This window comes from Pseudomonas sp. St386, from assembly GCF_018325865.1.
In the GTDB taxonomy this organism is placed as follows: domain Bacteria; phylum Pseudomonadota; class Gammaproteobacteria; order Pseudomonadales; family Pseudomonadaceae; genus Aquipseudomonas; species Aquipseudomonas brassicacearum.
The window spans coordinates 6,656,369-6,677,053 of record NZ_AP021900.1; the positions used below are offsets into that span (position 1 = coordinate 6,656,369).

The 20,685-nt window shown below is 64.2% G+C and carries 15 protein-coding genes; 4 read left to right on the plus strand and 11 right to left on the minus strand.

What is annotated here, in order from left to right:
* Positions 1-56: 56 nt before the first annotated feature.
* The 11 genes from KI235_RS29665 to tagH form a co-directional block, all read right to left on the minus strand.
* Positions 57-1,784, minus strand: coding sequence for an SUMF1/EgtB/PvdO family nonheme iron enzyme (locus KI235_RS29665; protein WP_003206903.1), 1,728 nt, complete (start codon positions 1,782-1,784; stop codon positions 57-59).
* Positions 1,777-2,973 carry an ABC transporter permease gene (locus KI235_RS29670; protein ID WP_027912812.1) on the minus strand — a complete coding sequence of 399 codons (1,197 nt, stop codon included), beginning with the start codon at positions 2,971-2,973 and terminating at the stop codon, positions 1,777-1,779. Before KI235_RS29670 ends, KI235_RS29665 begins: the two co-directional genes overlap by 8 nt.
* On the minus strand, positions 2,973-3,689 hold the full coding sequence (locus KI235_RS29675; RefSeq protein WP_003206906.1) for an ABC transporter ATP-binding protein: 717 nt from the start codon (positions 3,687-3,689) through the stop codon (positions 2,973-2,975). The genes KI235_RS29670 and KI235_RS29675 overlap by 1 nt, the downstream gene beginning before the upstream one ends.
* The gene (locus KI235_RS29680) at positions 3,689-6,787 is read right to left on the minus strand and encodes a serine/threonine-protein kinase (RefSeq protein WP_013694568.1); all 3,099 of its coding nucleotides are present in this window, start codon (positions 6,785-6,787) and stop codon (positions 3,689-3,691) included. Before KI235_RS29680 ends, KI235_RS29675 begins: the two co-directional genes overlap by 1 nt.
* Positions 6,784-7,515 (minus strand): protein phosphatase 2C domain-containing protein, encoded by a 732-nt coding sequence (locus KI235_RS29685; protein ID WP_003206909.1) that lies wholly within the window; start codon positions 7,513-7,515, stop codon positions 6,784-6,786. The genes KI235_RS29680 and KI235_RS29685 overlap by 4 nt, the downstream gene beginning before the upstream one ends.
* Positions 7,516-8,169, minus strand: a complete 654-nt coding sequence (tagF, locus tag KI235_RS29690; RefSeq protein ID WP_003206910.1) for a type VI secretion system-associated protein TagF — start codon at positions 8,167-8,169, stop codon at positions 7,516-7,518.
* Positions 8,166-11,666 carry a type VI secretion system membrane subunit TssM gene (gene tssM / locus KI235_RS29695; protein ID WP_013694570.1) on the minus strand — a complete coding sequence of 1,167 codons (3,501 nt, stop codon included), beginning with the start codon at positions 11,664-11,666 and terminating at the stop codon, positions 8,166-8,168. Before tssM ends, tagF begins: the two co-directional genes overlap by 4 nt.
* On the minus strand, positions 11,663-12,973 hold the full coding sequence (locus KI235_RS29700) for a DotU family type VI secretion system protein (RefSeq protein WP_013694571.1): 1,311 nt from the start codon (positions 12,971-12,973) through the stop codon (positions 11,663-11,665). Before KI235_RS29700 ends, tssM begins: the two co-directional genes overlap by 4 nt.
* A gap of 6 nt (positions 12,974-12,979) precedes the next feature.
* Complete coding sequence (gene tssK / locus KI235_RS29705; protein WP_003206916.1) at positions 12,980-14,314, minus strand: type VI secretion system baseplate subunit TssK; 1,335 nt, start codon at positions 14,312-14,314, stop codon at positions 12,980-12,982.
* 15 nt (positions 14,315-14,329) lie between these two features.
* A complete protein-coding gene (gene tssJ, locus KI235_RS29710; RefSeq protein WP_003206918.1) occupies positions 14,330-14,836 on the minus strand; it encodes a type VI secretion system lipoprotein TssJ in 507 nt (168 codons plus the stop codon).
* A 68-nt stretch (positions 14,837-14,904) separates the two neighbouring features.
* Entirely contained in the window at positions 14,905-16,437 is a 1,533-nt protein-coding gene (gene tagH / locus KI235_RS29715) for a type VI secretion system-associated FHA domain protein TagH (RefSeq protein ID WP_212795402.1), read from the minus strand.
* A 414-nt stretch (positions 16,438-16,851) separates the two neighbouring features.
* Here tagH and tssA point away from each other — a divergent pair, with 414 nt between their 5' ends.
* The 4 genes from tssA to KI235_RS29735 all read left to right on the plus strand — a co-directional run bounded on the left by tssA (position 16,852) and on the right by KI235_RS29735 (position 20,685).
* Entirely contained in the window at positions 16,852-17,889 is a 1,038-nt protein-coding gene (gene tssA / locus KI235_RS29720) for a type VI secretion system protein TssA (protein ID WP_003206922.1), read from the plus strand.
* An 81-nt stretch (positions 17,890-17,970) separates the two neighbouring features.
* Positions 17,971-18,477, plus strand: coding sequence for a type VI secretion system contractile sheath small subunit (tssB, locus tag KI235_RS29725; RefSeq protein ID WP_003206923.1), 507 nt, complete (start codon positions 17,971-17,973; stop codon positions 18,475-18,477).
* Between the two features lie 2 nt (positions 18,478-18,479).
* Complete coding sequence (gene tssC / locus KI235_RS29730; protein ID WP_003206925.1) at positions 18,480-19,976, plus strand: type VI secretion system contractile sheath large subunit; 1,497 nt, start codon at positions 18,480-18,482, stop codon at positions 19,974-19,976.
* Between the two features lie 220 nt (positions 19,977-20,196).
* Entirely contained in the window at positions 20,197-20,685 is a 489-nt protein-coding gene (locus KI235_RS29735) for a type VI secretion system tube protein Hcp (protein ID WP_003206927.1), read from the plus strand.

A 20,685-nucleotide genomic window follows, 5' to 3' on the forward strand; every position in this document is an offset into this window, starting at 1 on the left:
CTCAGCGCGGCGCTATCGCCGCCTGAGTCCCTTCCAAGCTCGCTGACAACGAACACTCAAGACCGCTGAGCGTTCGATGCGAGCAATTCCTTCAATATCGCCGCCGGGTCGGCTCGTTTTTGCTGACGATAATCCCCGACATGACGAACGAATAACGTTGCACGCGCCACCAGGCTCTTGCCCAGTACCGGTTTGCGCTCCAATTCTTCCTTGATGCGCTGAAACTGCGCCTGGATCACGGCATCGGTGTAACGCGTGCCGGTGGCCAGGTTGTCGATATAAATCGCCACCGCGCCATCCAGCGCGCTGCGGCCGTTGTCGATGGCCGTGGCGAACAGCGTGGCGCTGGCCTCGTCCTTGGCATCCAGGGCGGCTTGCCGGCTGTTCTGCAGATTGGTCAGGCGAATGTTGTAGTTGTTGACGGTCTCGGCCACCAAGGCCGACGACTGAATCAGGTTGCCCGCCGCTTCCTCGCGCTGCTGGGCGATGAGCGAGACGTTGCGCTTGAGCTCTTCGTTGACCAGCCCCAATTCGGCTTGCAGACGCGGGTCGACGCTGGCGGCGATGATGCTGTCCAGGCGCTTGGTCGGATCGTCGGCATCGTCGATGGCATCAGTCAGCGACGCCAGCCGCCCTTCTTTCTGCCATTGGGCAAACAATTCCTTGTAGCGCGAACGCGGCGCCGACAACGCACCGACGGCCACGCGAAAACCGGTGGTTTCGTTGCTTTGCTCGGTGCCGTCGGCGGCGAACAACGGGTATTCGCGGCGCATGCCGGTGAACAGCGTGCCCTCGCCTTCCAGGTAGTTGCCGCCCTTGACCACGAAGCCGCCATAGGCGCCCTGACGGCGACCGGCGTGCACCAACTGGAAGGATTCCTGGACCATCTCGGCGGCGTTGCCGACCACGTCGAACAGGCCAATCGGGTTCGGCAGTTTGGTGCCGATGGGCATCAGCCGCGCCGCCTGGCCGGTACCACCAGCGACCTGGTTGAACACCGCCCAATCGGCCAACGGCCCGTCGCTTTCACTGCCTTCCAGGCGCCTTGGGAACAGGCGCCCTTCCAGGTCCTGACGGCTCACGGCTTGCCCACCACGAGCGGCGAATTCCCACTCGACTTCCGTCGGCAAGCGCACAAAACCCAGCCCGCCGTCTTCGGCGGAAGTACCGCGACCGCTCACCGGCAGAAGATCCTTGTGGTATTTCATCAGCCAGGCGCTGTACACCGCCGAGAAGCGCTCAGCCTCGAACTTCGACAGTTTCACCTTGGGCAAACGCCCGGCCACGCCTTGGGGCAAATCGGCTTGCAAGGTTTCGCAGGCCGGCGCCGCTTCGCCGCTGGCCAGTGACTGCGCCTGGGCCATGACCTGGGCGTATTGCCGGGCCGTGACCTCATACTTGCCGATGAAGTACAGCATCGGTTTGAGCGGCGTCTTGGCGTCGGTCTTGGGCATCAACGGCGTGATGGTCTTGTTCCAGTCCTTGGGCAGGTCCTTGAGGGTGAACTGACCGTTGATGAAGTCGCGCCGGTAGCCGGAAATGAACGACTGCTGATAGCCCGCCTCGTCTTCGCTGAACGGGTAACCGAGGCTGATCTCGCGGTCGTCCAGGGTGCCCTGGGCGAGGATGTAGACGTAGCGAAACACCATCTGGCCTTCGCACGGCAGCGGCAGGCTGACGTCGTCGGGCAACGGCTTGGGGTTGTCCAGCTTGTCCGTGCCTTCATCTGCCCAGACCAAACCGGCGAGGCTCAGCGCCACGGCGGCGCCCAATAACTTATACATCGCGAATTCCTTCACACGCCTGGATGCGCGCCACCCGCCAGCCACCACAAGCCGCCGCGACGGCACTGACGCCGAGCACGGCCACCAGGGCCAAGGTGTAGTGACGCACCAACAGATGACTGGCGTATTCACCGGGCATCTGCGCAAATAAATAATTCAGGCCCGACTGCGCGAGGCCATACAGGCCGGCACTCAACAGGGCCGCAAAGGTGGCGCTGTAGAGCGCCTGCAACACCACGAACAGCAACAGCGCCGCGGTGGAAACCCCCAGCAGGCGCAACACCGACAGCTCCCGGCGCTTACGCTCGACCGCCGCCAGGGCACCGGCAAAGATCGCCGCGAACGCGCCGGCCAAGGCCAACCCGGCGATGATCCAGAACACGATCGACAGATTGCGGCTCAGCGATTGCACTTGTGCGATGGTCTGGGCCTGGGTCGATACCAACAGGTTTTGCCCGGCGAAATACTGCCGCAGCGGCTCGACATCGCCGAGGCTGCGGGCATACAAACGAAACGCCGGGTAGACCCGTTGCCCGGCTACGCCCGCGACATCCCCCGGCCAGCCGAACGCGGGCACGGCACGGCCGTCACGGTAATCCTCCGCCGCCTCCAGCAACGCCAGCGGCGCAAACAAGCCGTCGCGGGCGAAGGCTTCCAATGGCAGCACGTGCAGCACCTGCACGCGGGTGCGCTGCGCCTCGCTGCGACCGGCCACCTGCCGGCCGAAACTGGCCTGCAACCAATCGCCGGCCTTGGCGCCGAGCTTTTCAGCGGCGGTCTGGCTGAGCACCACTTGATCCAGGCCTTGCGGCACCGGCAAATGATCGAACAAGGGATCGCTGGCCGCGGAGGGAATCATCTCGACCGTGACGACCGACGCATCGCCGCTCAAATCCGCCGTAGCGGCGATCTGCCGGGTGCGCGGCAAAGCAAAGGCCACGTCGCTGCGCTGGCTTAATTGTTCGACGAACTCGGCACTGAAGCGACCGCCGCCCAAGGGGATGATTTCCCGGGTGGCCGGGTCGTTCTGCAAGCGTTCGGTGAGGCTGCTGACCAAGCCGAACTTCAGGCCGAACAGCACCAGCAACGGCGCCACCACGGCCACCAAAGCCAACACCGAGCAGGCCGATAGCCAGGCATCGTTGCGGTAATCCTGCCAGGCCAGGGAAGCCACCAGCGCGCCGCGCATCAGCAAGCCTCCCCGAGGGTGGCGGTGACACCGCCGTCGACATCGCGACGGCAACTGATGCGCCGCACCTGCAAACCGCTGGCGCGGGCCAGCGCTTCATCGTGGGTCGCGACCACACAGCAGACGCCGTGCTCGCGCGCCTGGGCCACCAGCAACTGCATGACGCGCTCGGCGTTCAGCGGGTCGAGGGCGGCGGTCGGTTCATCGGCCAGCAGCAGGCGCGGCCCATGGGCCAACGCCCGGGCACAGCTGACCCGCTGACGTTGGCCGACGGACAAATCCGCCGGTTTCTTGTCCAGTTGATCGGCAATGTCCAACTGCCCAGCCAGGCGCGTCACGCTTGCGTCATCCTTCAAGCCCAGCAATTTTCGCGACAACGCGATGTTGCCGCGCACATCCAGGAAGCCCAACAGGCCGCCGGTTTGCAGAACATAACCCAGGTAACGACTGCGCAGCTCAGCCAAGGTGCCCTGTTGCGACGCACGCCACAATTTGGCGATGTCCAGCGGCTTGTCGGCCGGCGTGAAGTCGAACTGGCCGGCCTGATCCGGCGCCAACACCAGCGCCAGCAAGTCCAGCAACGTGCTCTTGCCGCAGCCGCTGGGGCCGACCACCGCCAGTTGTTCACCGCCGCGCAAATGCAGCCGTGGAATCACCAGGCTGTAGCGCTGGCTGCCGGCGCCCCGGCTTTTATGCACTGCGTTCAGGGTCAGCATCACGGCAGCGTCGACAATGGAACGCGGTACAAGGCGTCACCCGGCTCGGCATCGCCGAAGCGCACCCAGTTGGCGAGGTCGTTGTGGAAGGTTTCGTAGAGGCGGATTTTCGAATCCAGCTCGTCGATGAAATCTTCCTGCTCGGCCACGCTCAAGGACAGCCACAGATCCTGGGTCATGTTCAGCGACTTGCTGCGGTACGGCAGCCCTTCGAGGTACTCGCCGAGAATCCCGCCGTCGGCCAAGTTGCCGCCCTTGCGCAGGGCCGACGGGTCGCGGCTCATGTAGGCACTGGCGCTGGCGATTTCCTGGAAGAAATCCTTGGGCGAACTCTGGGTCTTGCGGGCCGCGTCGACGATCAGCTTCAGCGACTGCTGCAGGTCGTTGAGTTGCAGCTTGGTCAGCATCACGCAGACCTGGAACGCCGGCAGTGCCGGGTTGGTCAGGTCGCGGTCGGCGGTCCAGGCGCTGACCAGTTGCGGCGCCTGGCTGGCGGATTTACGCCCCAAAAAGTCCATGTGCATCGCGTAGCCGACCGCGGCCGACTTGTCGGCCAGGCTCGGCGCGGCACTCAACAGCGGCACGCTTTGCGCCTTGTTGCTGCGCACCTGATGCACCAGGTCGGCAAACACCGAACCGATCTCGTCGACGCGCTCGCCGAACTTGCGCACGTCGGCGCCCGGCACCGGAATGTACAGGTCACCGATCTGCGGGTTGGCGTCGGCGGTCAGGGTGCGGTACTGGCTCTGAGCGCCGGCATGGGTTTTCTTGCCGGCGTCGCTGAGCAGGTGCAAGGCGTAGATCTTGATCTGCTTGCCCAGTGCGGCCTGGCGCACTTCGGCCTCGTTCATTTGCGTGGCGGCAAATGGATCGTTCTTGCGCAGGGCCCCGGCGTCGGTGACCAACAGGATCAAACGCCCGCCGTAACCGGACCAGTCCATGCCTTCGACGGCTTCCATGACCCCGGCAAACGCATCTTCGTTGAACGAATGGCTCGACACCGTCGATGCCTTGACCTGACGCGCCAGCTCCATGAAGCGTTGCGGGTCGCGCCCCTGCTCCAGGGTGATCAAGGTCTTGGCGACGTATTCCAGGCCTGGAGTCTTCTTGATGCTGCTGCGGAAACCCACCATGCCGAAGCTGACACTATCCAACTCGCCGCGCTCGGCGATGCGGGTTTGCAGTTCGTGGACCACGTCGCGCACCTGGTCGATGTAGGGCTGCATCGACACGGTGGTGTCCACCACAAGCACCACGGCGGTACGGAACGCGTCGGCATTGGCGGTGGTGATCGGCGTGTTGCTCGACGCCTTCGGGGTATTGCCAGGATCGATCGACGCGACATTCAGCAACTGCACCGGCTGACCGTTTTCATCGAGGCTCTCGCGGGAATCGAAGATCGGCAACAGATAGAACTGGCTCTGCGGCACGGCGCTGGCGGCCGGCTCCAGGGCCAGCACTTGCTGGTCGTCCTGCGGGCTCTGCTGGGCCTTGAGCAACACGTTCTTGGCGGCCGATGGGTTAGCCAAGAGCTTTTCCACGTCGCCAGGCTGACGCAGGAACATCACCGGCGCACGGCCGGAACGTTCGGTGAACTTGAGCACCAGGCTCTGCTTCCAGTCGCTGACCTGGGCGGCGGGCAACCAGCCGTCGCTGCGCCCGTCAGTGGCGGCGCCGACCCGCACCCACGAACCGCCGTCGACGTCCTTGCGCTGATACACGTACAGCACGGAAAACGCCGGCAGCGCCTTGCCCGGTGCGGCGCCCGGCGCATCGGCGAGCTTCGCCCCCGGTTTGCTGAGCACGCGCTGGAACAGGGTTTTCTTGCCGGCCATCAACAGCGGACGCTGGCCACCATCGGCCTCGGTCGCCACGGGTGGCTGAGCCGGAGGGGCAACGGGTGGTTTGACCGCTGGCACTTCAGGGGTCTTCGGCGGCTTCACTTCCGGTGGCTTGACCGAGGTGGTCGTGGCCACTGGCGTCTTCACGTCTTTGCCGTCATCACCGGACAACCACCAATAACCCGCGCCACCCAACGCCAGCGCCACGGCGACCGCAACGGCAGCCAGGGCGAACACCGGCCCCTTGCGTTGCTCCGACACCGAGGATTGAACCGGCGGTTTTATCGGCGGCGCAACGGGCTTGGGCTGCGATTGTGGCGGCGGTGGTGAATAAGCCGGGCCGCTGGGAATGTCGATGGACATGGGCGTCAAACCCGCCAGGTCATCCACCGGTTTCGGCGTCTCCGGCAGTTGCAACGACAACGGTCGGATCAGCGTCGCTTCCGCCGACTCGTCTGGCAGGTTATCCAACGCCCGCAGCAACGCCGCCGCATCCGGGAAACGCTCCGCCGGATCCTTCGCCAGCAGCTTGCGCAACACGTCCTGGTAACGGCCATGGTGCACCGGCAGTTCCGGCAACGGTTCGGTCAGGTGTGCCAGGGCCGTGGACAGTGCGTCGTTGCCGGTATACGGCAGTTTGCCAACAAGGATTTCGTAGAGCACCACGCCCAGGGCATACAGGTCGGCGCGGCCGTCGATGTCTTGGCCACGGGCCTGTTCCGGGCTCATGTAGCTGGGCGTGCCGACGGCAAAGCCGGCCTGGGTGAACTGGGTGCGGTCGTCCAGGGACTTGGCGATGCCGAAGTCCGAGAGCACCGCCGTGCCATCGGCGCGGAACAGGATGTTGGCCGGCTTGACGTCACGGTGGACCAGGCCCAGCCCGTGGGCATAACCCAGGGCCGAGGCGATCTGGCGGATGTAGGTCAGGCCCTGCTCCGGCGTCAGGCCCGCGGCGATGCGTTCCTTGAGCGTGCCGTTGGGCAGGTACTCCATCGCCATGTAATACAGCTCACCGACGTTGCCGATGTCATGGATGGTGACGGTGTGCGGGTGCGACAGGCGCGCCAGCGTCTTGCCTTCGCGCAAAAAACGCTCGCAGAAGGTCGGGTCGGCCGCCAGTGCGGCGGCCATGACTTTCAACGCCACCTTGCGTTCCAGCGAACGCTGGGTCGCCAGGTACACGCTGGCCATCGCGCCTTCGCCGATCGGCCCTTCGATGTCGTAACCGGGGATGACAATGTTCAAGGTCAAGCTCATGACGGCACCTTCACAACCACCACGGTGATGTTGTCCGGCGCGCCGCGCATCAGGCCCAGGGACACCAGGCTGCTGGCGATTTCGCCGGGCTCGTCGTGGCTCAATACCTCGCGGATTTCATCGTCCTCGACGGTCTTGGTCAGCCCGTCGCTGCACAACAGGTAACTGTCGCCGGGCACCAGCAGCAGCTCGGTCAGCGCCAGGTTCAGTTGCGCCTCGACGCCAATCGCCCGGGTGACAATGTTGGCGCGTGGATGCACCCGCGCCTCGGCTTCGCTGAGCAGGCCGCTGTCCTGCAGATCCTGGACGTAGCTATGGTCGCGGGAGATGCCTTCGAGCACGCCGTCGCGCAGGCGATACAAACGGCTGTCACCGGCCCACAGGCACATGCCGCGCAGGTCGCGGGCGGCCAACACCACCACAGTGCTGCCCATCATCGTCACGCCACGGTTGGCGGTTTCTTCACGCACGGCGGCGTTGACCCGCAACAAGTCGCTTTGCAGCGCCGCGACGTATTCGTCCAGCGAACGACCCACGGCAATGCCGCGCAGGCTGTCGACGATCAGGCTGCTGACGTAGTCGCCCGCCGCGTGCCCGCCCATGCCGTCGGCCACGACCCAGAGGCCGTTTTCCGGCAGGTCCAGGCAGGCGTCTTCGTTGACCTGGCGGACCATCCCGACATGGCTCTTGCTTGCAGACTTGATTGCTTTTCCGGCACTTGGACGCATCTACACAACACCTTCTTGGCCGAGCAAAAATTGCGCAAAATCAGCCGCCGCCGGCAGTCCCTGGCAGCGCATCAACCCCGGGGCAATGCGCTCCGATCCCTGGCCCCACCACAGGCTCGCGCCTTCGCAGGCTGCCTCGGCGAGGGCGCTCATGCGCCGTTGCGGGTCAGTGGCATCGAAGCGATGCAGGCTGGCAAAGCGGCTGCTCGGCGTGCGCGGCAGGTACATCGGGCTGCCCAGGGTCTCCAGCTGTTCGTTGAACGCCTCGAAACTGGCCTCCACACTCAACGTGCTCAGCAACAGGTTCTCGACCCGCTCAAACCACTCGTCCGCACCGCCCACCACCGACGCCGGGTCCGCGTCGGGCTCCAGCAACATCGCGACAGTCAGCGGGAAATAACGGCCGACCCGGTCAATGCTCGGCATCACCACGCCGACCGCGGCGTCCGGGCCACACACACCCGGTGCGACCATGAAGCGCCACAGCGGGCTGACCAGATAGGCGTCCAGCCAGCGCTCGCCGAGGCTGGTCTGGCTGGCGAGCAAACCCGCCGCCAACCACGAATCCCACGGGCCGATAAAACTCTGAGGCAAGCCACGGCTGACGAAATCGCCGCGGCTGGCCAACTTTCCATAGAAGCCCGGTGTACTCATAGCCGCTCCGGCAGGCTGAAGCCGCTGAGCACCCGGCTCTTGAATGGGTTGAAGGCGCTGTTGGCCCGCAGCTCATAAGAGGCGCTGGCACCATCGACCCGCAGCCGCAGGTTGAAGCGATCCGGCGAGTTGCCGGCGGTCAGATCCGATTGTTCCAGCAGCCGGAACCAGGCCCACGGCCCATCCAGGGTGATGCCGGAGCGACCGCTGGACGACGGCGGCATGATCGAGATCCGCACCACGCCGATGCTGCCCGGGTTCGGCCACTGCATGGCGGTCGGCCGGCTTGGGCCGTGGTCGTAGCTCAGTTGCTGGCCGTCGAGGTCGAGCAGGAACTGGGTGATGGTCGAGTCCATCGCCACCGGCTTGAGTTCGAAACGCACCATCGGCTGCGTGCCACCGGAACGGAAGAACGCATCGCGGATGGTCGCCGCGCGCTGGAAGGTCTGCAGCACGCCAGGGGCGATGCCGAGCTTCTGCGCCGCGCCCGGCTGCCAGCGCCAGGTCGGGGTCGAGGTGTCGACGTAGGGTTGCAGGTACTTGCGGAAGTAGTTGTCCATCACCCCGCCGACGCCGAAGAACTGGCCGAAGTCATCCAGGGTCGCGTCCCGCGCACTGCCTGGCGACATCGGATAGCGCCCGGCCAGGGACTGGCGATAGATGTTCACCACTTCGCTGGTCCAAGCGGCGTTCAGTTGGTTGCGCACCCCGCCCATCATGCTGTTGGTGGTGGAGTTGACCACCGACTTGACCAGGCCCTGCACCAGCGGCGGCTGGCGTTCGGCATTAAGGCTGACGCGTGTAGCGGCGGCCGTGGCCTGGTTCTTGGCTTCGCCGAGCAAGGCGTCGCCGCTGGCACCGACCATGGCGCTGACCTGCACGTACAAAGCGTTCATGTCGGCCAGCAAACCGTCGATGGCCGCCGGCTCGCCTTCGCTTTTGCTGACGATGCTGTTGAGCTCGGCGAAGTGCGCGGTGATCGGATCATCGCTTTGCGCCGGTGCGTTTTGCGTCGCCTGCTCCTGGCCGAGCAAGCTGCCCAGGCGTTCCTTGAGCTTGTCTACACCGCCTTCTACCGGCGCACCTTGGGCAGCCAGCAGGCGTTCATCCTGTTGCAGGTCGGTTTCCTTCGCCACCGCCACCAGCAGTTTTTTCAACGGTGAGGTCGGGCCGGAAATCACCCGCAGCACATCGGCGGCCTGGGCCACGCTGGTGATCGGCACAAAGTCGATGTCGGCCAGCAAGGCGTCCCATTGGCGCAGGTAGTCCTGGAAGTACAGGCGACGCACATCGGCAGCCAGGCTGGCGACGTTCTGCTGATCGGCCTCTTCGTGGCCAAGCACCCATTGCTCTTCGGCCAGGGTGCCGGTCTGGCTCAGGCTGGTGAGCAAGAAGCCCTGGCGGTAACCCTTGACGGTGAAGAACCCGCTCAGCGGCTCGCCCAATGGCTTGCCGCTCTTGCGGCTGAACACCAGCGCCGCGTCACGCCCGGCGGCTTCGTTGATACGGAAGTCCGGGATGCCTTCGGGCAGCTTCTGGCGCTTGATCCGGTCATAGACCCGCTGGGCCACCGGCAATTGCTGCAACTGGCGGCGCAGGTCTTCGACCAGGCGAGGATCGAGGCGCGCGAGGGGCGGACGCCGCTCGAACAGCGCCTGCAAATGCGCGGTCAGGGCCTGGCGCTGCTCGGCCGGCAAATCCCGCGGCAGGCTGCGATCCCAATCCAGGGCGATCCAGGCCTTGATGAAGTCGGCATCGTAATGCTCGGTGTCGGCGAGCATCAGGTAGGCCTTCAAGCCTTCGTAGAGGAAATCCGAATTGCCGCCGCTGTGCAGCTGCTCTTCGATCCGCGTCAGCAGACGTGGCGCGAACACCGCGATCAGCAGCTTGCGGTAGACGCTGCCGGACTCGGCTTCGAGCATGTCGCCCTGGTACAAGCCCAGGCCTTCGGCCCAGCTCGGTGCGTCGTCAGCCAGGTGTTTCACGGCGTTGAGCAACGGCAACACGGCGAGGACGTCGCGTTGCGCCGGGCTGAGGTTCTGCACGGTTTGCCCCAACGGCGCGACCTTCTGGTCGACCTGGGCAATGTAGGCCTGGTTGGCGCGGTAGCTGACCCACCACAACGTGCTGACCACCAACACCAGCACCACGGTGGAGGCCAATACGCCGCGGGCGATCCACTTGCGCCGCCGCTCGACTTTCGGATCGACGCCCACCAGCCCGCGCTCGGCGAAGGCCACGGCGGTGAAGAGTTTTTCGATGAAATAACTGCGCCCGGTGCCGGTCTGGCGCGCCAGGTGCTGACGATCCAGGTTCATGCTCTGGGCCATGGAGCCGATCAGGCGGTCGATCGGGCTGCCTTCCTGGGTGCCACTGGTGAAATACACGCCACGCAGCAACACGCGCTCTTCGAAGGCGTTGGGTTTGAACACGCCTTCGAGGAAGCTTTGCAGGCAATCTTTCAAGGCGCCGAACTGCTGCGGGAAACCGTAGATCAGATCGCGCCGCGCCGGGTCGCGCTCTTGTTGCAGGCGTTCCACCAAGCGGTCGTTGAGCCGCTGCTCAAGGCCGGTGAATTCGCTTTGCAGGTGCGCCAGCGGGCTATCGCTGCTCTTGCCATCGTCCAGGGCGAAGGTCATGCCCCAGACCTGGGCGCGCTCTTCCTTGCTCAGGGTATCGAAATACTCCATGAACCCCGGCACGAGGTCGAGCTTGGTCAGCATCAGGTAGATCGGGAAGCGCACACCCAGTTGGGTGTACAGCTCCTGGATCCGCAGCCGGATTGCGGCGGCATGGGCGGCGCGCTCGGCGTCGCTGCCCAGCAGCAGGTCGGACAGGCTGATGGCGATGAACGCGCCATCAATCGGGCGCCGGGCCCGTTGTTTTTTCAACAGACCCAGGAAGCCCAGCCAGGCGGCCTTGTCGATGGTCGCGTCGCTGTCCTGGGTGGTGTAGCGGCCGGCGGTGTCGAGCAGGACCGCCTGGTCGGTGAACCACCAATCGCAATTGCGCGTGCCGCCGACACCGCGTACCGCGCCGGCGCCCAGTTGCGCGGCCAGTGGGAAATGCAGCCCGGAGTTGACCAGCGCGGTGGTCTTGCCCGAACCCGGCGGGCCGATGATCACGTACCACGGCAGCTCGTAGAGGTTGCGGCGCTCGTCACCGCCCAGCTTGGCTTTCTTGAGCAGGGCCAAGGCTTCGTCCATGCGCTGGCGCAGGGTTTCGAGCTCTTCGGCGGTGGCGATGCTGGTCGGGTCCGGTGGGGTTTGCGCGGCCAGGCTGCGCATCACTTCGGCGGCCTGACGGCGCGCCTGGATGATGCGCAGCACCCGGTAGGCGATCCATACCGCGAACACCAGGATGATCAAGGCCCAGCGGCGGCCTTCGGGCACCAGCCAATCGAGCAGCGGGCCAACGAACCAGATGATCAGGCTCAGGGCGATCAGCCCCAGCAATGGGATGACCCAGCGGGTCATAAAACTGAAAAACGCCTTCACTCGACCCCCTCCGCCAATACTGTGATTTCAACCCGACGGTTGCGCGCACGCCCCTCTGTGGTGGCGTTGGATGCCAACGGCTCGGTGTCGCTGCGGCCTTCGGCGCTGAAGCGCTCGGGCTGGCCAGTCTTGGCCGAGAGAATTTGCAGCACCGATTGCGCCCGCGCTTCGGACAACGCCCAGTTGGACGGGAACCGGAGGGTGGCGATCGGCCGATTGTCGCTGTGCCCGGTGACCAGGACCTGGCCCTTGACCTTGCGCACCGCATCGGCGATGCGCAGCATCAGCGGCTGGAAATCGTCCTTGATGCTGGCGCTGCCCGAGGCGAACAGCTCATCGCCGCGGATGGTCACCACCGAGCGGTCGACGGCGTCTTCCACGGCAATGCGGTTGGCGCGGATTTCATCGGCGAGGAAGCCGGCCAGGCGTGGGCGCTCGATCACCTTCGGTTGCACCACAGGGCGGTCGATGGTCTGCACCGGGATTTCACCGAGGAAATGAATGTTCTTGAACACCGGCTCGGCATCGGAGGCCAGCTTCATGCGCAGGCCGAACAGCAGCGCCAGCAACAGCGCCGCACCGATGGCCACGGCGATCCATGGCGGCATGAATTGCGCCAGTCGATCACGGGCCACAGTGACACCGCGCCAGTGCGGCGACAGCTCGCGCTCGTAGTCGCCACGGGCGCTGCGGATGACGGCGGCGGTGCGCTCACGCAACGCTTCCAGTTGGCTGCGACCGTCGTTCATCACCCGATAGCGCCCTTCGAAACCCAGGCACATGCACAGATACAAAAGCTCCAGCAGATACAGGCGCTCGCGCGGGCTTTGCAGGCAATGCTCCAGCAACTGGAACACCTTCTCGCCGCCCCAGGCTTCGTTGTGCACGGTGATCAACAGGCTCTGCTTGCCCCAATCGCTGGTGCCGCCCCACGGCGTGCTCAACACCGCTTCGTCCAGCGCGGTACACAAGGCGTAGCGGGCCAGCAACACATCGTTGCGTACCACACCGGCGGCCTCGGCACGCTCTTCGAACTGGCGCAGGTAGGCCAGCAGTTGTGCGCGCAGACTGGCCGGCGCCGGGTGGGCAATGGTGTTGCGCAGGCGCGTCAGCAGCGCCAGCAGCGGGCCGGCGGCGCTTTCCAGCGGGTTGAGCCCCTCGGCCTTGCCGGTCAGCACCGGCGCGGCCGGCATCGACAGCGGTGCAGGCGCAGGCGTCGGCTGTGGCCGGCCAGCGTCCGGGCGGAAGGGATCTCCACCACGGCCACCGGGCGTCGGCATGAACTGGGTACGATCGTCGTTACTCATCGCGGTTTATCCTCGGATCGCCCAGAAGGCCAGGTTCAGCCCTGGGAACTGGCCGGCGATGTGGAACGCAAAGCCGCCGGAGTTGCTCAGTTGCTGCCAGTGATCGCTGCCCCGGTCGAGCTCGTAGTAAGTGGAGCCGGCGTGGTACGGCAACTGCCGTGGCGCCACCGGCAACGGCAGCAGGCCGATGCCCGGCAGTTGCAGGTTGACCAGGTCGCGGATGTGCTCCACCGAACCGACCTTGCTCTGCTGGCCGAAGCGGCCACGCAGGGTCTCGGCCGGCACGTCGGCGCGCACCACCAGGATGAAACTGGCACTGTCGAGCAGGGTCTTGTCGGCCAGCATCGCCACGTGGATGCCGTAGGCTTTCTCGACAATCGGAATTGGCGTCGCCTTGCTGTCGATCAGCATCGACAGGGCTTCGCGCAGGGCCTGCATCACGGGCGCGTAGCTGAGCGCCAGGTCATCGTGCTGGTAAGGCGGGTATTGCTGCGGTCGGCGCCCGGACGCGGTGAACGTGGAGAACTCCCCGGCCAGGCTCACCAGCTCGCTGTAGAAACGCTCGGGATGCAGCGGGCTCAACTGGCTCAGGTGCTGGATCAGCGGCTGGGCGCGGTTGACCAGTTGCAACAGCATGAAATCGGCAATTTCCGAGGCGCCACCGGCGCCGGACGCCACTACCCGCCCGGCCAGGGCTTCGCCGCGTTGATGCAGCAGGCCCAGCAGTTCGCTGCGAAACGCCGCCAGTGGCTTGGAGGCGATCACATCCAGCAGCGGCGGGATGTAGGCGTCGTCGAGTACCAATGCACGGTCGGCGCGCTTTTCCTTGATGCGAACCACGCCGATGGCGGCGTAGTCGCCGATGCCATCCTGTTCGGTCAACAGCCGCAGCGCCCGCGAGCCGAGGGCCACCGGTGCGCGGTTTTCGAACGGTGCGTTGTCGTCACGCACTTCGCACACCTGGCTCACATAACGCGCAGCGCCGAGGTCTTCGCCTTCGTCCACGGTGTCCCGGGCGCCGGCGCGCTTGAGCGGCAAGGCCAGGTACACCAGGCCATCGCGCAGGTTGTCGTCGACGTTCAGCGGGGTTGGTGCCAGGTCATCCTGGGGAATGTTGAAGGGCGTACCGTCCGGCAACAGGCCGCGCGCCGAGATGATCGCCAGCTTGCCCTGGGCCAGCAGGCCCTGGTCGATCAGCAATTCGGAAAAACCCCAGGCGCCGGCCGACAACGGGCGGCTGCGTGCGTCGATGAGGTTTTCCAGGTAACGGTCATGCTGTTGGAAGTGCTGCGTTCCAATGAACATGCCTTCCGACCAGACCACGCGATTGTTCCAGGACATGGGGGCTCCGATTGCTTATTGGGCAGGGCTGGATGGGGGGACGACGACGGCGCTGCGCACGGCGCGCACATCGAGGCTGATCTGGTATTCGGTGTATTCGCGCGCCGGGACGTTCATCACCGTGCGCCACAGCGACTGGTCCAGCTCGCGATAGCCCACCAGTATTCCGATATGCCGCGTGGCCGGGTCGAGGTCGCGTTGCAGGCTCAGTTGCTGGCCGGGCTGGATCAGCACCTCGTCCTGGTCGATCAGGTCGGCGCCCAGCGTTGCCTGGGCCCGTTCGGCGAGGGCGAAATAATCGGCACGGCCGAAGGTCGCGGCATTTTTCAGTTCGAAAATGCGCACCCGGACCGGGGCCGGCTGGCCGGTGGCGCCGGGGTTGAGGCCGGCAATGGCGTGAAAGTGCAGCTCGATGGCGGCGGTGTCGGCCTCAGCTTCTTCGGGCTGGGGGTTGGCCGCATCCTTGGCGCACGCCGTCAGCAGAAGCACGGTGGCGACTGCGAGTAAAAACCTGGGAATCATCCTGCGTCCTCAATGACGTTTGAGCTATCCGTTGTGTGCCGATCAATCTTGTTATGGGACGACGCCGCTTAGCGGCGTCGCTGTCGCGTACTGTGTTCTTCGTAGGCGCGGCTGAACTCGCGACCGAACAGGTCCTGGAAATCCTCCTGGGCTTCCCGGGAAATGTTGCTGTAGAGCTCGGTAAACTGCTGCCAGTACTGGGCCTGTCGCGAGCCGCTGAAAATACCCGAGAGCCCACCGGGCTTGGCCATGCGCTCTTCCAGTTGCGCCGGCTCGAAACGCCCCAGCAAATGCTTGATGGCCGCTTCCACGCCGGCCATCACCGCCAGTTGGTGGGCCCGCAAGTCATCGAAACTGTCACGCACCGCCGCGTCCGGGGCCATGAACGCCTGGTTGCCGTGGCGCAACAGCAACAGCAAGGCTTCATCCACATTGGGGGCGAATTTCAGCGGGTTGTTTTCCACCGGCTGGATCATCGTCTGCTGGATGCGGAACTCACCCTTGAGGCTGCTGCGGGCGCGCAAGACATCGATCAGGCCTTCGACCATCAACCGGTAACTGCGCCCGATGCTTTCCATCTGTGCTTCGGCGTTGGCCTTGTCCAGGCGCAACTGATCGAGCCCGGCACCGCGCAGGAAGGCTTGCAGCAAATCGGGTTGGTTGGCCTCGATCGGGGTAACTGGAGCGACCGGAGCAACTGGAGCGACCGAAGCAACTGGAGCAACTGGAGGTGCGACCGGGGGCTCGACGCGGGTGACCGACGCTTCGGGCACGGGTGCCGGCGGCGGTGCGCTGATTTCAGCAAAAATGTCGACGAGCGGGGCCTGCGGGACAGGCGACGCGACCGGCTCAACCACAGGTGGTAGCGGCACCGGCTGCGGGGCCACGGGCTGCGGGGCTACCGCCACCGGAACCGGCTTATCGCTGAAGGGATCCCAGTCATCCGGAATCACCGAGGCAGACGGCGGTATCACCGGCTCCACCACGGGCGGTGGGCTCGGCCGGGGAATTGGCGTCGGCGGGCGGAAGTTGTGCTGCTCGGCCGGCACATGGTCAGGCTGGGTGGCCGGCGGGACACTGGCTGGGGTCAAGAAATCGAACAGGTCCGGCAGGGTATCCATGGCCGACCCGCCCTGGAAATGCGCAGGCGGAGCCGCTTGGATCGGCGATGGCGTATGAAGCGGCGACGGCGTATGCACCGCTGCGCCCTGGCGCCCCATCAAGGCCTCGAAACTGCTGGGCGATTCGGCAAACGGGTTGCTGTCGGTGACCGGCAGGCTGAAATCGACGCGCGCCTGGATCTCATAATCACCGATGCGGATCACTTCGCCGTCTTGCAGGGGTTCGCTGTTGCCCTTGCGCAGGCGAACACCGGCCTTGACCAATTCCACACCATTAGTACTGTTATCAGTTAAATAATAACGCCCGTCTTTGTATTGGATAACGCAATGTTTGCCGGAAACCAGGCGCTCAGGGTCCGGCAATACCCAGTCATTATCGGAATTACGGCCAATTGCCATCACCCCCTGATCCATGGACTTTTCAGAACACTGGCCTGGGGTGATCTTGTGATAACTAGTGATAGTCAAACACAGCGGCATCTTGCCTCCTTGCTGAATACTTCGCGCGCGGGCGGGAGTGAGGGTTCAGGCCCTGACTACCCGCCGGCAACCTTTGCCAACAGCCGTGAAACGGCTTTTTGCCAGCATGATTGCTGATCATAACCGGCTTGCGTGACAAAAACCCCACGTCAGTTGCCGCTTCGACCGATGGGTCGGGCAGGCTGTTAAGCCCATCACAACTGTTACAGAGGGGATACATTGGTGAAATAGCTTACCTTGACAAGCGATAAGTACTACACCAAAAATGCACAACTTCTTGAATATACATGATGGCACTTTAAGATCAGTGCAAGTCTAAAGAGCCATTACCGTCAAGGAACATGTGAGTTTCATCCGAAACTTGCGTGTGAACTGCCCGACTTTCTTCAGCGGGTGATAGGGAGATCGATCCAAGTGGATGTGCCTTTGTTGCTCGCCGCCGTTTCCGCGACTTCGCCGTGTGGTGAAGATTTGGAATATGACGCGGATTTCTTGCGCCTGGAACGCGACTCCCGGGGCCAGCCCGAACGCAGCATGGGCGATTCGATCCTGCCTGCCGAACCTCCTGAGTGGCGCAGCATCCAGCAGCAGAGCCTGGACTTGCTGCAACGCAGCAAAGACCTGCGCATCACCCATTTCCTGTTGCAAAGCTCCCTGGCCCTCGAAGGCCTGCCGGGCATGGCCCGTGTGCTGACGCTGATCAGCGAACTGCTCAAGCAGTACTGGGCCGAGTTGCATCCGCGCCTGGACGCCGAGGACGACAACGACCCCACCGTGCGCATCAATGCCCTCGCCGGCCTGACGTCCGACATCACCATTCGCTTGCTGCGCGAGAGCATCCTGGCCCGCTCGCGGACCTTCGGTGCCGTCAGCCTGCGCGCCGCCGCCAACGCCAGCGGCCTGCAAAGTTTCCCGGATGAAAACCTCGGCGCCGAACAGCTCGCCGGGGCCCTGCTCGACAGCGACCCCGAGCAGTTGGAAATCACCCGTGCCGCCCTGCTGGAAGCCCGCAGCGCCGCCGAAGCCATCGAGCAGCAAGTCAGCGACCAGGTCGGTTCCGCCCAAGGCGTGGACCTTGGCCCGCTGAAGCAACCGCTGAAGATGGCCCTGCAGATTCTCGGCCAGTTCGCCCCGCAGAGCGGCGACAGCGCCCTGTCCGATCCCGTCAGCGACGACAGCGCCGCGCCAACGGAATATGCCAGCGCGCCAAGCACGCCGCGCAACACCAGCACGAGCACCGTCAGCGGCGAAATCAACAACCGCGACGACGTGCTGCGCAGCCTGGACCGGATTCTCGCTTACTACACCCGTCATGAGCCCTCCAGCCCGCTGCCGGTGCTGTTGAACCGGGCCAAGAATCTGGTGCACGCCGACTTCGCGGCCATTGTGCGCAACCTGATTCCCGACGGCATGAGTCAATTTGAAAACCTGCGCGGCCCAGACAGCGAATAAAAAGCGAACGGATCACGCAGTCACGTCACCGGTACCCCCGATGACGCCAACACCGTCGCTCAAGCGACCAGGAGCAGCAACGTGGCGAAGCAAAGTTCTCAGAAATTCATCGCGCGCAACCGCGCGCCTCGAGTGCAGATCGAGTACGACGTCGAGCTCTACGGCGCCGAGAAGAAGGTCCAGTTGCCCTTCGTCATGGGCGTGATGGCCGACCTCGCCGGCAAGCCCGCCGAGCCTCTGGCAGCGGTGGCTGATCGCAAGTTCCTCGAGATCGACGTCGATAACTTCGACTCGCGCCTCAAGGCCATGCAGCCGCGCGTGGCGTTCCATGTGCCTAACGAACTGACCGGCGAAGGCAACCTGAGCCTGGACCTGACGTTCGAAAGCATGGACGACTTCAGCCCGGCGGCCGTGGCCCGCAAGGTCGACTCGCTGAACAAGCTGCTCGAAGCGCGCACCCAGTTGGCCAACCTGCTGACCTACATGGACGGCAAGACCGGCGCCGAAGAAATCATCATGAAGGCGATCAAGGACCCAGCGCTGTTGCAGGCCCTGGCGAGCGCGCCGAAGCCAGCACAGGACCAATGATCATGACTGACAATACAGCTCGCGAAGGCGTGCAAAACCTGGGCGCAACCGAAGAAACCAGCGAGTTCGCGTCCCTGCTGCTGCAAGAATTCAAACCCAAGACCGAGCGCGCCCGCGAAGCCGTCGAAACGGCCGTACGCACCCTGGCCGAACAGGCCCTGGCGCAGACCGACCTGGTGTCCAATGACGCCATCAAGTCGATCGAATCGATCATCGCCGCCATCGACGCCAAGCTCACCGCCCAGGTCAACCAGGTCATCCACCACCCCGACTTCCAGCAACTGGAAAGCGCCTGGCGTGGCCTGCACTACCTGGTCAACAACACCGAGTCCGATGAGCAGCTCAAGATCCGCGTGCTCAACATCTCCAAGACCGACCTGCACAAGACCCTGAAGAAATTCAAGGGCACCGCGTGGGACCAGAGCCCGATCTTCAAGAAGATGTACGAAGAAGAATACGGCCAGTTCGGCGGCGAGCCTTACGGCTGCCTGGTAGGCGACTACTACTTCGACCAGTCGCCACCGGATGTCGAGCTGCTGGGCGAACTGTCGAAAGTCTGCGCGGCCATGCACTCCCCGTTCATCGCTGCGGCATCGCCGACCGTGATGGGCATGGGCTCGTGGCAGGAACTGTCGAACCCGCGCGACCTGACCAAGATCTTCACCACCCCGGAATACGCCGGCTGGCGCTCGCTGCGTGAATCGGAAGACTCGCGCTACATCGGCCTGACCATGCCACGCTTCCTGGCGCGCCTGCCGTACGGCGCCAAGACCGACCCGGTGGAAGCCTTCGCCTTCGAAGAAAACACCGACGGTGCCGACAGCTCCAAGTACACCTGGGCCAACGCCGCCTACGCGATGGCGGTGAACATCAACCGTTCGTTCAAACACTTCGGCTGGTGCTCGCGCATCCGTGGCGTGGAGTCCGGCGGTGAAGTGGAAAACCTGCCAGCCCACACCTTCCCGACCGACGACGGTGGCGTGGACATGAAGTGCCCAACCGAAATCGCCATTTCGGACCGCCGTGAAGCGGAGCTGGCGAAGAACGGTTTCATGCCGCTGCTGCACAAGAAAAACACCGACTTCGCCGCGTTCATCGGCGCCCAGTCCCTGCAGAAACCGGCCGAATACGACGACCCGGACGCCACCGCCAACGCCAACCTGGCCGCGCGCCTGCCGTACCTGTTCGCCACTTGCCGTTTCGCCCATTACCTCAAGTGCATCGTGCGCGACAAGATCGGTTCCTTCAAAGAGAAGGACGAGATGCAGCGCTGGTTGCAGGACTGGATCCTCAACTACGTCGACGGTGACCCGGCGCACTCCACCGAGACCACCAAGGCCCAGCACCCGTTGGCTGCAGCCGAAGTGATCGTCGAAGAAGTCGAAGGCAACCCGGGGTACTACAACTCCAAGTTCTACCTGCGCCCGCACTACCAGCTCGAAGGGCTGACCGTGTCGTTGCGCCTGGTATCGAAACTGCCTTCGGCCAAGGGCGCATAAAGATTTACTGAACGGTGCAAGGCCAATGTGGGAGCGAGCTTGCTCGCGATGGCGGTGGATCAGTTGTCATGCGTATGTCTGACACTGCGCTATCGCGAGCAAGCTCGCTCCCACAGGCGATCTTCAGTGGCTTGGAGATCATCGGAACCGTTCGGCACGTGTAATTTCGCAAGGTCAGCGTCAACCAAACAATGTGGTAGAGACCACACAGGGAGAAAACATGGCTGTTGATATTTTCATCAAGATTGGCGACATCAAGGGCGAGTCCATGGACAAGGCCCACAAGGACGAGATCGATGTCCTGAACTGGAGCTGGGGCATGTCCCAGTCCGGCAACATGCACGTGGGCAGCGGCGGTGGTGCGGGCAAGGTCAACGTCCAGGACCTGTCCCTGACCAAGTACGTCGACAAGGCGTCGCCGAACCTGATGATGCACTGCGCCAGCGGCAAGCACATCGACAAGGTCAAGCTGACCGTGCGCAAGGCCGGCGGTGAAAGCCAGGTCGAGTACATGATCATCAACCTGGAAGAAGTGCTGGTCACTTCCCTGAGCACCGGCGGCTCGGGCGGCGATGATCGCCTGACTGAAAACGTCACCCTGAACTTCGCCAAGGTGCTGGTGGACTACCAGCCACAGAAAGCCGACGGCACCAAGGAAGGCGGTCCGGTCAAGTTCGGCTGGAACATCCGTCAGAACGTCAAGGTGTAA

Excerpts from the sequence above, each read along its gene's own strand:
- KI235_RS29665 (WP_003206903.1), bottom strand. The coding sequence starts at position 1,784 with ATGTATAAGTTATTGGGCGCCGCCGTGGCGCTGAGCCTCGCCGGTTTG.
- KI235_RS29680 (WP_013694568.1), bottom strand. The coding sequence starts at position 6,787 with ATGAGCTTGACCTTGAACATTGTCATCCCCGGTTACGACATCGAAGGG.
- tagH (WP_212795402.1), bottom strand. The coding sequence starts at position 16,437 with ATGCCGCTGTGTTTGACTATCACTAGTTATCACAAGATCACCCCAGGC.
- KI235_RS29670 (WP_027912812.1), bottom strand. The coding sequence starts at position 2,973 with ATGCGCGGCGCGCTGGTGGCTTCCCTGGCCTGGCAGGATTACCGCAAC.
- tssC (WP_003206925.1), top strand. The coding sequence starts at position 18,480 with ATGACTGACAATACAGCTCGCGAAGGCGTGCAAAACCTGGGCGCAACC.
- KI235_RS29700 (WP_013694571.1), bottom strand. The coding sequence starts at position 12,973 with ATGAGTAACGACGATCGTACCCAGTTCATGCCGACGCCCGGTGGCCGT.
- tssK (WP_003206916.1), bottom strand. The coding sequence starts at position 14,314 with ATGTCCTGGAACAATCGCGTGGTCTGGTCGGAAGGCATGTTCATTGGA.
- KI235_RS29675 (WP_003206906.1), bottom strand. The coding sequence starts at position 3,689 with ATGCTGACCCTGAACGCAGTGCATAAAAGCCGGGGCGCCGGCAGCCAG.
- KI235_RS29685 (WP_003206909.1), bottom strand. The coding sequence starts at position 7,515 with ATGCGTCCAAGTGCCGGAAAAGCAATCAAGTCTGCAAGCAAGAGCCAT.
- tssJ (WP_003206918.1), bottom strand. The coding sequence starts at position 14,836 with ATGATTCCCAGGTTTTTACTCGCAGTCGCCACCGTGCTTCTGCTGACG.
- KI235_RS29735 (WP_003206927.1), top strand. The coding sequence starts at position 20,197 with ATGGCTGTTGATATTTTCATCAAGATTGGCGACATCAAGGGCGAGTCC.
- tagF (WP_003206910.1), bottom strand. The coding sequence starts at position 8,169 with ATGAGTACACCGGGCTTCTATGGAAAGTTGGCCAGCCGCGGCGATTTC.